The 12,848-nt window shown below is 54.5% G+C and carries 9 protein-coding genes; 5 read left to right on the forward strand and 4 right to left on the reverse strand.

What is annotated here, in order from left to right; translation table 11 throughout:
* Window positions 1-12: 12 nt before the first annotated feature.
* Window positions 13-933, forward strand: a complete 921-nt coding sequence (locus ACETPC_RS13280; RefSeq protein WP_380181983.1) for a LysR family transcriptional regulator — start codon at window positions 13-15, stop codon at window positions 931-933.
* Between the two features lie 54 nt (window positions 934-987).
* On the opposite strand, the gene lpdA is transcribed toward ACETPC_RS13280, so the two are convergent.
* The 4 genes from lpdA to pdhR all read right to left on the reverse strand — a co-directional run bounded on the left by lpdA (window position 988) and on the right by pdhR (window position 8,036).
* Window positions 988-2,412 carry a dihydrolipoyl dehydrogenase gene (gene lpdA / locus ACETPC_RS13285; protein WP_380181984.1) on the reverse strand — a complete coding sequence of 475 codons (1,425 nt, stop codon included), beginning with the start codon at window positions 2,410-2,412 and terminating at the stop codon, window positions 988-990.
* Window positions 2,413-2,574: 162 nt separating this feature from the next.
* Window positions 2,575-4,473 carry a pyruvate dehydrogenase complex dihydrolipoyllysine-residue acetyltransferase gene (aceF, locus tag ACETPC_RS13290; protein ID WP_380181985.1) on the reverse strand — a complete coding sequence of 633 codons (1,899 nt, stop codon included), beginning with the start codon at window positions 4,471-4,473 and terminating at the stop codon, window positions 2,575-2,577.
* 13 nt (window positions 4,474-4,486) lie between these two features.
* On the reverse strand, window positions 4,487-7,150 hold the full coding sequence (aceE, locus tag ACETPC_RS13295) for a pyruvate dehydrogenase (acetyl-transferring), homodimeric type (protein WP_380181986.1): 2,664 nt from the start codon (window positions 7,148-7,150) through the stop codon (window positions 4,487-4,489).
* Between the two features lie 121 nt (window positions 7,151-7,271).
* Entirely contained in the window at window positions 7,272-8,036 is a 765-nt protein-coding gene (gene pdhR, locus ACETPC_RS13300) for a pyruvate dehydrogenase complex transcriptional repressor PdhR (RefSeq protein ID WP_380182230.1), read from the reverse strand.
* A 495-nt stretch (window positions 8,037-8,531) separates the two neighbouring features.
* On the opposite strand from pdhR, the gene ACETPC_RS13305 reads away from it, so the two are divergent.
* From ACETPC_RS13305 to ACETPC_RS13320, 4 genes are all read left to right on the forward strand, one after another.
* Window positions 8,532-9,887 (forward strand): amino acid permease, encoded by a 1,356-nt coding sequence (locus ACETPC_RS13305; protein WP_380181987.1) that lies wholly within the window; start codon window positions 8,532-8,534, stop codon window positions 9,885-9,887.
* Between the two features lie 204 nt (window positions 9,888-10,091).
* Window positions 10,092-11,504: a glycoside-pentoside-hexuronide (GPH):cation symporter gene (locus tag ACETPC_RS13310; protein WP_380181988.1), complete on the forward strand. Its 1,413-nt coding sequence runs from the start codon at window positions 10,092-10,094 to the stop codon at window positions 11,502-11,504.
* Window positions 11,501-12,451 (forward strand): family 43 glycosylhydrolase, encoded by a 951-nt coding sequence (locus tag ACETPC_RS13315; RefSeq protein ID WP_380181989.1) that lies wholly within the window; start codon window positions 11,501-11,503, stop codon window positions 12,449-12,451. The genes ACETPC_RS13310 and ACETPC_RS13315 overlap by 4 nt, the downstream gene beginning before the upstream one ends.
* Before the next feature lie 119 nt (window positions 12,452-12,570).
* On the forward strand, window positions 12,571-12,834 hold the full coding sequence (locus ACETPC_RS13320; RefSeq protein WP_380181990.1) for a hypothetical protein: 264 nt from the start codon (window positions 12,571-12,573) through the stop codon (window positions 12,832-12,834).
* Window positions 12,835-12,848: the final 14 nt, after the last annotated feature.

The following is a 12,848-nucleotide window of genomic DNA, read 5'->3' on the forward strand; positions in this document are numbered from 1 at the left end:
AATATCACTAATATGAAAACGCGCGCTTCGTTACAGGAACTGGAAATTTTTATCGCTATCGCCCGCCATCTGAATTTTCGCAAAGCGGCAGAAGAACGAAACGTGACGCCTTCTACGCTTAGCCATACGCTCAGTAATCTGGAACAGCGCATCGGCGTACGCTTGCTTAGCCGGACGACAAGAAGCGTTTCTCTCACTGAGGCAGGCCGTGCCTTTTTACTGCGTATTGAGCCTGCGATGGTGGATCTGGCGCTGGCCGTAGATGAATTGAACGACTGGCGCAGCGAGCCGCGAGGCACTTTAAGGCTGAATCTGCCGCGCAGCGCGGAGGCGCTTTACCTGCGTACGCTACTGCTACCTTTCCGGTATCGCTATCCCGATATCGCGCTGGAAGTCACTACCAGCGACAGTTTTGTGAATATCGTCGAGAGCGGCTTTGATGCGGGCGTGCGTTTTGGCGAAGCGATCCCGCAGGATATGGTCGCTATCCCTTTTGGCCCCAAAATATGTGGTGCTGTGATTGCCAGCCCTGATTTTATTGCGCGTTACGGTGCGCCGCAGCATCCCCGCGATCTGGTGAATTTTTCCTGTATCCAGCATCGTTTTCCCAGCGGTGTGAACTACAAATGGGAGTTCAACGATAACGCCCAGCCGCTGGAAGTGGCCGTAAAAGGCGATTTATCGCTGGATAACGACGCGATGATGATTGAAGCGGCCAGTGACGGCGCCGGGCTGGCGTTTGTGATAAAAGGCATGGCGCAGAAGCGGCTGGATAGCGGCGAGCTGGTTGAAGTGCTGGCCGATTTTGCGGCTCCTTCGGCAGGTTTCTGGCTCTATTACCCCGGCCGAAAATATTACTCCACCGCGCTGCGCTGTTTTATTGAATACTTGCGCAATTTTAATCAAAATTTCGACAACCAGGCCGCCACCTGAATTATTTCCAAAAAAAAGCTCCCATATCGGGAGCTTTTCCATTAATCAATTTACTTACTTCTTCTTCGCTTTGGCATTAGGCAAATCGGTGATGCTGCCTTCGAAGATTTCCGCCGCCAGGCCTACCGACTCGTGCAGGGTTGGGTGCGCATGAATAGTCAGCGCGATATCTTCTGCGTCGCAGCCCATTTCGATCGCCAGGCCGATTTCGCCCAGCAGCTCGCCGCCGTTGGTGCCGACAACCGCGCCGCCGATAACGCGATGCGTTTCTTTATCGAAGATCAGCTTGGTCATGCCGTCTGCGCAGTCGGAAGCGATAGCGCGGCCTGATGCCGCCCATGGGAAGGTCGCTGTCTCATAGCTGATGCCCTTCTCTTTCGCTTCTTTCTCGGTCAGACCAACCCAGGCAACTTCCGGCTCGGTATAGGCGATGGATGGAATCACTTTCGGATCGAAGTAGTGCTTCTTACCGGAGATAACTTCCGCCGCTACGTGGCCTTCATGCACGCCTTTATGCGCCAGCATTGGCTGGCCGACGATGTCGCCGATAGCGAAAATGTGCGGCACGTTGGTGCGCATCTGCTTGTCGACGCGGATAAAGCCGCGATCGTCTACTTCCACGCCTGCTTTACCGGCATCCAGGCCTTTACCGTTAGGTACGCGGCCGATTGCTACCAGCACCGCGTCGTAACGCTGCGGCTCGGTTGGCGCTTTTTTGCCTTCCATCGTGACGTAGATACCGTCTTCTTTGGCTTCTACCGCGGTCACTTTGGTTTCCAGCATCAGGTTGAACTGCTTGCTGATGCGCTTGGTAAAGACTTTCACCACGTCTTTATCTGCCGCAGGAATGACCTGATCGAACATTTCGACCACATCAATCTGCGAACCCAGTGCATGGTAAACGGTGCCCATTTCCAGGCCGATAATACCGCCGCCCATCACCAGCATACGCTCCGGTACTTCTTTCAGTTCCAGCGCAGAGGTGGAATCCCATACGCGTGGATCTTCGTGCGGGATAAAAGGCAGCTGAATAGGACGAGAACCGGCAGCGATAATCGCATTGTCGAAGTTGATAGTGGTGCCGCCGTTTTCCCCGTCAACAAACATGGTGTTCGCGCCGGTGAATTTAGCTTCGCCCGTGACAACCTTCACTTTACGGCCTTTCGCCATGCCGGCCAGACCGCCGGTCAGCTGATTGATGACTTTCTCTTTCCAGGTACGGATTTTATTGATGTCGGTCTGCGGCTTGCCGAACACCACGCCGTGCTCTTCCAGCGCTTTCGCTTCTTCAATCACTTTCGCCACGTGCAGCAGCGCTTTGGAAGGGATACAGCCCACGTTCAGACAAACCCCGCCCAGGGTGCTGTAACGCTCAACGATAACGGTCTCCAGACCTAAATCGGCAGCGCGAAAAGCCGCAGAATAACCTGCCGGACCTGCCCCAAGTACCACGACCTGAGTTTTAATTTCTGTACTCATCATGACCTCTTAGTTAACTGGCGGAGATCCCTCCACCGGTTCGTATTCAGGGCAAGAGTTTACAGAATTGTTAACAGAGTGCAAACAACCTGCCCCAAACCACAACAACTCTTTCGCCAACCTGCGGCGGCTATAAGAAGGCCGGCATAAGCCGGCCTACCTTTACATCACCAGTCGGCGAATATCGGACAGCATATTGCCAATGATGGTAATAAAGCGGGCGCCGTCGGCTCCGTCGATCACGCGGTGGTCAAAGGAGAGCGAGATTGGCATCATCAGACGCGGCACGAACTCTTTGCCGTTCCAGACCGGCTCCATTGCCGATTTGGATACGCCCAGGATAGCCACTTCCGGCGCGTTGACGATAGGCGCAAAGTGCGTGGTGCCAAGACCGCCCAGGCTGGAGATGGTAAAGCAGCCGCCCTGCATATCGCTGGCGGTCAGCTTGCCGTCGCGCGCCTTTTTCGAGGTCGCCATCAGCTCGCGGGAAAGCTCGGTGATGCCTTTCTTGTTAACGTCTTTAAAGACCGGAACCACCAGGCCGTTCGGCGTATCTACCGCCACGCCGATATTGATGTATTTCTTCAGCGTCAGCTTCTGCGCATCCTCAGACAGCGAGCTGTTAAAGCGCGGCATCTGTTCCAGCGCGGCGGCTACCGCTTTCATGATAAACACCACCGGCGTGTATTTCACATCCAGCTTGCGCTTCTCGGCTTCGGCATTCTGCTGTTTGCGGAACGCTTCCAGATCGGTGATATCGGTTTTGTCGAAATGGGTAACGTGCGGAATAACTACCCAGTTACGGCTCAGGTTCGCGCCAGAAATTTTCTGGATGCGGCCCAGCTCCACTTCTTCGATCTCACCGAACTTGCTGAAGTCCACTTTTGGCCACGGCAGCAGGCCTGGCAGGCTACCGCCGCTGGCTGCGGCGGCCGGAGCCGCTTCGGCGCGTTTCACCGCGTCTTTCACGTAAGCCTGCACGTCCTCTTTCAGGATACGGCCCTTACGTCCCGTTCCTTTAACCTTCGACAGGTTAACGCCAAACTCGCGCGCCAGGCGACGGATAACCGGCGTAGCGTGCACGTAGGCATCGTTCTCGGAGAACTCGCCCTTGCTTTCAGCTTTCGCCGCAGCCGGTGCGGAAGCCGGAGCAGCCTTCTCTTCTTTCTTAGCCGGAGCCGGAGCCGCTTCCTGCTTCGCCGCAGGAGCCGGCGCCGCGCCTTCCACTTCGAAGATCATAATCAGCGAGCCGGTGCTGACCTTGTCGCCGGTGGCGATTTTGATCTCTTTAACTGTACCCGCAAATGGTGCTGGCACTTCCATAGAAGCTTTGTCGCCTTCCACTGTGATCAGCGACTGCTCGGCTGCTACTTTGTCGCCGACTTTAACCATCACTTCGGTGACTTCGACTTCATCGCCGCCGATATCCGGCACCTGCACTTCTTTCGCGCCGCCCGCAGCCGGAGCCGCCGCCGCTTCTTCTTTCATTGCAGGTTTCGGCGCTTCGGCAGGCGCAGAGCCTTCCGCTTCGAAGATCATAATCAGCGAGCCGGTGTTGACCTTGTCGCCGGTAGCGATTTTGATCTCTTTAACCGTCCCCGCGAATGGCGCAGGCACTTCCATGGAAGCTTTATCGCCTTCCACGGTGATCAGCGACTGTTCAGCTTCGACTTTGTCGCCAACTTTCACCAGGATCTCGGTGACTTCGACTTCGTCGCCGCCGATATCCGGCACGTTCACTTCTTTGCTTTCCGCTTTGGCAGCAGGAGCAGAAGCCGGAGCAGATTCTTTTTTCTCTTCCGCTTTAGCTGGCGCTTCAGCAGCCGCGTCGGCAGATTCAAAGATCATGATCAGCGAGCCGGTTTCTACTTTATCGCCGGTCGCGATTTTGATCTCTTTTACCACGCCCGCTTCCGGCGAAGGCACTTCCATAGAGGCTTTATCGCCTTCTACGGTGATCAGCGACTGCTCGGCTTCCACCTTGTCGCCAACCTTGACCAGGATCTCGGTTACTTCTACTTCGTCGGAACCGATGTCCGGCACTTTAATTTCGATAGCCATTACTCTTTACCTCTTATGCCAGACGCGGGTTGACTTTATCGGCATCGATATTGAATTTGGTGATAGCTTCCGCCACCACTTTCTTATCGATCTCGCCGCGTTTAGCCAGTTCGCCCAGCGCTGCAACCACTACGTAAGACGCGTCCACTTCAAAGTGGTGACGCAGGTTTTCGCGGCTGTCGGAGCGACCGAAACCGTCTGTACCCAGCACGCGGTAGTCGCTGGCTGGAATATAGGTACGGATCTGCTCGGCGAACAGTTTCATATAGTCGGTTGAAGCCACGGCTGGCGCATCGTGCATGATCTGCGCAACGTACGGCACGCGTGGTTCTTCAGTTGGGTGCAGCATGTTCCAGCGCTCGCAGTCCTGGCCGTCGCGAGCCAGCTCGGTAAAGGAGGTTACGCTGTAAACATCAGAGCCTACGCCGTAATCTTTCGCCAGGATCTGCGCCGCTTCGCGCACGTGACGCAGGATAGAACCTGAGCCCAGTAGCTGAACTTTGCCTTTGCTGCCTTCTACCGTTTCCAGCTTGTAGATACCCTTACGGATACCCTCTTCCGCACCCTGCGGCATCGCAGGCATGTGGTAGTTTTCGTTCAGCGTGGTGATGTAGTAGTAGATGTTTTCCTGCGCTTCGCCGTACATACGCACCAGGCCATCATGCATGATGACAGCAACTTCGTAAGCGTAAGCCGGATCGTAGGAGATACAGTTAGGGATAGTCAGCGACTGAATATGGCTGTGGCCATCTTCATGCTGCAGACCTTCGCCGTTCAGCGTGGTACGGCCAGAGGTGCCGCCGACCAGGAAGCCGCGCGCCTGCTGATCGCCCGCCGCCCAGCAAAGATCGCCGATACGCTGGAAGCCGAACATCGAGTAATAGATGTAGAACGGGATCATCGGCAGGTTATTGGTGCTGTAAGACGTTGCCGCCGCCAGCCAGGATGCGCCCGCGCCCAGTTCGTTGATGCCTTCCTGCAGGATCTGACCTTTCTCGTCTTCTTTGTAGTAGGCAACCTGCTCACGGTCCTGCGGCGTATACTGCTGGCCGTTCGGGCTGTAGATACCGATCTGGCGGAACAGGCCTTCCATACCAAAGGTACGCGCTTCGTCGGCGATGATCGGCACCAGACGATCTTTGATCGACTTGTTCTTCAGCATCACGTTCAGGGCGCGCACAAAAGCGATAGTGGTAGAGATCTCTTTGTTCTGCTCATCCAGCAGCTGGCGGAAATCTTCCAGCGCAGGCATCTCCAGCTTCTCGCTGAAGTTCGGCTGGCGGGTTGGCAGATAGCCGCCCAGTTTTTCGCGCTGGCCGTGCAGGTATTTATACTCTTCGGACTCTTTGTCGAAGGTAACGTACGGCAGGCTTTCGATTTTATCGTCTTCCACCGGCACGTTGAAACGATCGCGGATGTAGCGGACGCCATCCATGTTCATTTTCTTCACCTGGTGGGCGATGTTTTTGCCTTCCGCCGTGTCGCCCATACCATAGCCTTTAATGGTATGCGCCAGGATTACCACAGGTTTGCCTTTGGTATCCTGCGCTTTTTTCAGCGCCGCGTAGACTTTCTTCGGATCGTGGCCGCCACGGTTCAGCGCCCAAATCTCGTCGTCGCTCATATCCTTGACCAGCTCGGCGGTCTCTGGATATTTACCGAAGAAGTGCTCGCGCACGTAAGCGCCATCGCGGGATTTAAAGGTCTGGTAATCACCGTCAACGGTTTCGTTCATCAGCTGAATCAGCTTGCCGCTGGTATCTTTACGCAGCAGTTCGTCCCAGCGTCCGCCCCAGATGACTTTGATCACTTCCCAGCCGGCGCCGCCAAAAATGCCGTCCAGCTCGTTGATAATCTTGCCGTTGCCGGTTACCGGGCCGTCCAGGCGCTGCAGGTTACAGTTGATGATGAAGACCAGGTTATCCAGCTTTTCGCGTGTCGCGATAGTGATCGCGCCTTTGGATTCCGGCTCGTCCATCTCGCCGTCGCCCAGGAAGGCGTACACGGTCTGCTGAGAAGTATCTTTCAGGCCACGGTGCTCAAGGTACTTAAGGAATTTTGCCTGGTAGATCGCACCGATTGGACCAAGGCCCATAGAAACGGTCGGGAACTGCCAGAAGTCCGGCATCAGTTTCGGATGCGGATAGGAAGAAAGACCTTTGCCGTGCACTTCCTGACGGAAGTTATTCATCTGCTCTTCGGTCAGACGGCCTTCCAGGAAGGCACGCGCGTAAACGCCCGGCGAGATATGGCCCTGGAAGTAAACCAGGTCGCCGCCGTCTTTTTCGCTGCGTGCGCGGAAGAAGTGGTTAAAGCACACTTCATAGATGGTTGCGGAAGACTGGAAAGAGGACATATGGCCGCCCAGCTCCAGATCTTTTTTCGACGCACGCAGAACGGTCATGATGGCGTTCCAGCGGATAGCGGAACGAATACGGCGCTCCAGCGAGGTATTGCCCGGATAGTCAGGTTCGTCCTCAACGGCGATAGAGTTAATATAGTTGCTGGCCCCAGCGCCTGCCGCTACCTTTACGCCGCCTTTGCGCGCTTCGCTTAATACCTGATCGATCAGGAACTGCGCGCGCTCCACACCTTCTTCACGGATGACCGATTCGATCGCCTGTAGCCAGTCGCGAGTTTCGATCGGATCCACGTCATTGTGTAAACGTTCTGACATGGGGGTATTCCTTATCTGTGTCTAATACGTTGAATTGTCTGGAGCCTGTCTCTCTGTGCTCTGGTTCGGTTCAAAGCACAGAGAGACAGGCCCTTCGTGGTTGTCGCGTTATGATTACGCGTTAATCCTTACGTTGCTGTAAGCGTCGAAGGGAGCGCTCGCGGCGACTCTGCTCACGACTTCTGTCCAGCAATATTTCCTCGATAAACGCCAGATGGCGGTGTGAGGCCTCGCGTGCCTGTTCGGGTTCGCGTGCCACAATCGCCTCGAAAATACTGGCGCGGTGACCGCTCACTTTTGCCAGCATTTCGCGGCGCGAGTAGAGCAATTCAAAATTCTGTCGGACGTTCTGTTGCAGCATCGGGCCCATAGAGCGTAGCAAATGCAGCAGCACCACATTATGCGCCGCCTCTGTGACAGCTATCTGATACTGCATGACCGCGTTGGCTTCAGCGTCAAGATCGCCGCTTTCCTGCGCGGTCTGAATCTGCAAATGGCAATGACGGATGCGCTCTATATCCTCCTCCGTGCCCCGCAACGCCGCATAATACGCAGCTATTCCTTCCAGCGCGTGACGCGTTTCCAGCAGATCAAACTGGGATTCGGGATGCCCAGCCAGCAGCTCCACCAGCGGATCGCTCAGGCTTTGCCACAGGCTGCTCTGCACAAAAGTGCCGCCGCCCTGACGGCGCAGCAGCAGGCCTTTTGCTTCCAGACGCTGGATAGCTTCACGCAAAGAGGGACGGGAGACGTCGAACTGTTTAGCCAGCTCGCGTTCAGGGAGTAGCTTTTCACCGGGACGCAGCGTCCCTTCCATGATCAGGGATTCAAGCTGCTGCTCGATAGCATCGGATAGCTTTGGTTGGCGGATTTTGCTGTAGGCCATCATCCCTTCCAGGTGCCATTTGCCTGAGTCAATTGGTCATACCAATTACCAAAAAGAGCCCGTAAAGTAACAAAGTATTCACCTGATGTCTATATGGCAACGCCGCGAAACCAGACGCATGTCTCGTTTATCAGCTACAGCCGGCACCTTTTGACAAGGATAAAATGGCCAGATTAAATGTTAAAAAAATTAACTTTCTTAGCGATGGCAGGCGGTTAAAGCAGGTAATTCAGCCAGGCATAAGTAAAACCAATTCGTCTTAATGAAAAATTTATGACAAAAACAGGAACTGCCCAAAATCGTTTTTTTTACGGCTTTCCTTTTCTTCATCAGAAAGCGAGTGCATTGCCTGGCGCTTATCATTATTCTTGTCGCGAAAGTAGTAGCAGCCACAGTTTTGTGGGTTTAATTATGTAAATTTTTAATTACAGCTACTGTAAGATAAAAATGACAAAGGCTCGCCCTTAGTACAATAACGAGACCAAGAGGAAGACTATGGAACAACAGCAGGGCGATACGCTGAAGCGCGGCTTAAAAAACCGGCATATTCAGCTGATTGCATTAGGCGGCGCCGTCGGCACCGGCCTTTTTCTGGGAATAGCGCAAACCATCAGAATGGCTGGCCCGTCCGTTTTACTGGGCTACGCCATCGCCGGTTTTATTGCTTTTATGATTATGCGCCAGCTGGGCGAAATGATGGTCGAGGAGCCGGTTGCCGGCTCTTTTAGCCATTTTGCTTTTAAATACTGGAGCGACTTTGCCGGTTTCGCTTCCGGCTGGAACTACTGGGTGCTGTACGTATTGGTAGCGATGGCGGAGCTGACCGCCGTGGGCCAGTACGTTCAGGTCTGGTGGCCGGATTTCCCCAGCTGGGCGACCGCCGCTATTTTCTTCGTACTGATTAACGCTATCAACCTGAGCAGCGTAAAAGTGTTCGGCGAAATGGAGTTCTGGCTGGCTATTGTTAAAGTCATTGCCGTCATAGCGATGATCGTCTTCGGCTGCTGGCTGCTGTTTAGCGGTCACGGCGGCCCGGAGGCGGCAGTCAGCAATATCTGGGCTATCGGCGGCTTCTTCCCGCACGGCGTAAACGGCCTGGTGATGGCGATGGCGATTATCGTCTTCTCCTTCGGTGGCCTGGAGCTGGTCGGCATTGCCGCAGCAGAAGCAGACAACCCGCACAAAACCATTCCTCAGGCCACTAACCAGGTAATCTGGCGTATCCTGATTTTTTATGTCGGCTCTATTATCGTGTTGCTCTCGCTCTATCCGTGGACGAAAGTCACCGCCAATAGCAGCCCCTTTGTCATGATTTTCCACGATCTGGGCGAAAACCTGGCGGCCAACGTGCTGAACCTGGTGTTCCTGACCGCCGCGCTGTCGGTTTATAACAGCAGCGTCTACTCCAATAGCCGCATGCTTTACGGCCTGGCTCGTCAGGGCAACGGCCCGAAATCTTTGCTGAAAGTCGACCGTCGCGGCGTGCCTTATATGGCGCTCGCGCTCTCCTCTGCCACAACGGCAATCTGCGTGCTGGTAAACTACCTGATGCCGGGCGAGGCGCTTGGCCTGTTTATGGCGCTGGTGGTTTCTGCGCTGGTGATCAACTGGGCGATGATCAGCTATACCCATCTGAAGTTTCGTCAGGGTAAGGCCCGCGAGGGCGTGCAAACGCGTTTCAAAGCGCTGCTCTATCCTGTCGGCAACTGGATTTGCCTGCTGTTTATTGTTGGTATCCTGGTAGTGATGGCACTAACGCCGGGCATGGCGATCTCCGTCTGGCTGATCCCGCCGTGGGTCGCCGTGTTAGCCATTGGCTACGCGATTAAAAACAGGCTGAAAAAAACCTGACCAACAGGGCGCTACGGCGCCCTTTTTTACTCCAGCCAACCTTACCTTTCCTGTTCTGCTACTATGCCGCCGCGCTGAATTGCAGCCTTACTCACAGTTTTTTACTCGCAGCCGTTTTGTCCATTTCTGCGACCTTTTCCGCCCGCGCGAAACCCGGCTAAGCCAGTGATACTGTTTACTTCATCCGGTGCGGGAGAATTATCCATGAAGGGCGCGGCGCTGTCGGTAAAAGAGAAGATTGGCTACGGTATGGGGGACGCGGGCTGCAATATGATCGGCGGCGCCATCATGCTTTTCCTTAACTATTTCTACACGGATGTCTTTGGCCTGGCGCCTGCGCTGGTCGGCGTGCTGCTGCTCTCGGTGCGCGTGGTGGATGCGATTACCGATCCTATTATGGGCGCGATTGCCGACCGAACGCAGAGCCGCTGGGGACGCTTTCGCCCGTGGCTGCTGTGGATTTCCCTGCCCTACGTGCTGTTTAGCGTGCTGATGTTCACCACGCCGGACTGGAGCTATGACAACAAGGTAATTTATGCCTTTGCTACCTACTTTCTGATGTCGCTGACCTATACCGCTATCAACATCCCTTACTGCTCGCTTGGCGGCGTAATCACTAACGATCCCGGCGAGCGTGTCTCCTGTCAGTCTTACCGCTTTGTTATGGTCGGCATCGCTACGCTGATCCTGTCGCTTTCACTACTGCCGCTGGCAGAATGGTTCGGCGGTGAGAATAAAGCGCGCGGCTACCAGATGGCGATGAGCGTGCTGGCTTTTATCGGACTCTGCATGTTCCTGTTCTGCTTCGCCACCGTACGTGAACGTATTCGCCCGGCGGTTCCCAGCAACAGCGATCTGAAGTCGGATTTACGCGACGTATGGAAAAACGATCAGTGGGTGCGCATCCTGCTGCTGACCTTCTGCAACGTCTGTCCCGGCTTTATCCGCATGGCGGCCACTATGTATTACGTTACCTGGGTAATGGGCCAGACCACACATTTTGCCACGTTGTTTATCAGCCTGGGCGTGGTCGGCATGATGCTGGGCAGCACGCTGGCAAAAGTGTTGACCGACCGCTGGTGCAAACTGAAAGTCTTTTTCTGGACCAATATCGTGCTGGCGGTTTTCTCCTGCGGCTTCTATTTCCTGAATCCGCAGGCCACGGCGCTGGTCGTCGTCATGTACTTTTTATTGAATATCCTGCATCAAATCCCTTCGCCGCTGCACTGGTCACTGATGGCTGACGTGGACGACTACGGTGAATGGAAAACCGGCAAACGCATCACTGGCATCAGCTTCTCCGGCAATCTGTTTTTCCTGAAGGTCGGCCTGGCGGTTGCGGGCGCCATGGTAGGCTTCCTGCTCTCTTACTATGGCTACGACGCGGGCGCCAAAGCGCAGTCGCCGACGGCGGTTAACGGTATTGTTCTGCTCTTTACGGTAATTCCCGGCGTCGGCTATCTGATTACGGCTGGTGTGGTCAGGCTGTTAAAAGTAGATCGCCCTACTATGCAGAAAATTCAGCTCGATCTGGAACAGCGTCGCCATAACTTCCGCGAGCTTAACGACTATCATCACGGCAAAGCGCCGGTTAAACCAGAAGGAACAGGAGCATGAGCAACCACTGGCCGATTCCGTTAATTGAACAACGTGCCGATCCTTTTATTCTGCGCTATCAACAGTACTACTATTTTATCGCTTCCGTGCCGGAGTACGACCGGCTTGAGCTGCGTCGCGCTACCACGCTGGCCGGGCTGGCGCAGGCGGAAGCCGTGGTGGTCTGGAAAAAGCATGACGGCGGCGCGATGAGCGAGCTGATATGGGCACCGGAACTGCATCGCATTGATGGCGTTTGGGTTATCTATTTTGCCGCCGCGCCGACGCGGGAGATCAAAGACGGCCTGTTTCAACATCGTATGTTTGCTATTACCTGTCAGGAGGAAGATCCCATTACCGGCAATTGGCGCGAATGCGGCCAGATTGTTACACCGATTGACAGCTTTGCGCTGGATGCCACCCATTTCGTGCATCAGCAAAAAAACTGGTATTTGTGGGCACAAAAAGATCCGGCTATTCCGGGCAACTCAAATCTTTATCTTGCTGAACTGGAAACGCCCTGGTCGCTGAAGGGCAAGCCGGTCATGCTGAGTAAACCGGAGCTTGCCTGGGAATGCGTGGGTTTTAGCGTAAACGAAGGGCCAGCGGTTATCCGCCACGGTAATCGTCTGTTCGTCAGTTATTCGGCCAGTGCCACGGATGAAAACTACTGCATGGGGCTGCTGTGGATCGATATTAACGCCGATCCTGTGCAAGTGGAAAACTGGCAAAAATCGTCTGAACCAGTATTTAAAACCAGCCGGGAAAACCGCCAGTTCGGTCCCGGACACAATAGTTTTACCACGGCGGAAAACGGTGAGGATGTACTGGTTTATCACGCCAGGGATTATACGGAGATTGAGGGCGATCCGCTTTACGACCCGAATCGTCATACCTGTATTAAAACCTTCGGCTGGGATAGCGACGGCATGCCGGAGTTTGGCGAGCCGCCAGGAAATGTTGGTTAATTTGATAATAATCAATTAATTATTAATATGAAGTAGCGCAGGTAAATCCTGGTTTGTAACCCTGTTGAATTTGATTTATAACTCTGCGGCCTCATTACAATTTAATAAGGAGATTAAAGATGAGAGAACTTACAAACCAGGAAATTAATATTGTTAGCGGCGCAGGCTTTTTTAGCGATACCACGGCCTGGCTGGGCGGTGAGCTCGGCGACTTTATCGGCGGCGCTGTCGGCAGCCTGGTCACCGTTCCCGTGTTATCGACCGTGGTTTCTAAAGTCACCAGCTTCGTTGGCAAAAAAATTGGCGGCTGGCTCGGTAGCGCCTTCGGATCCTTGATTGAAGGCATTTTCAATAAGGGTTCCGGCAACAGCACTACCGCCTGAAATCGCTGCGGCAG

This window comes from Pantoea sp. sgz302252 (assembly GCF_042610525.1).
In the GTDB taxonomy this organism is placed as follows: Bacteria; Pseudomonadota; Gammaproteobacteria; order Enterobacterales; family Enterobacteriaceae; genus Erwinia.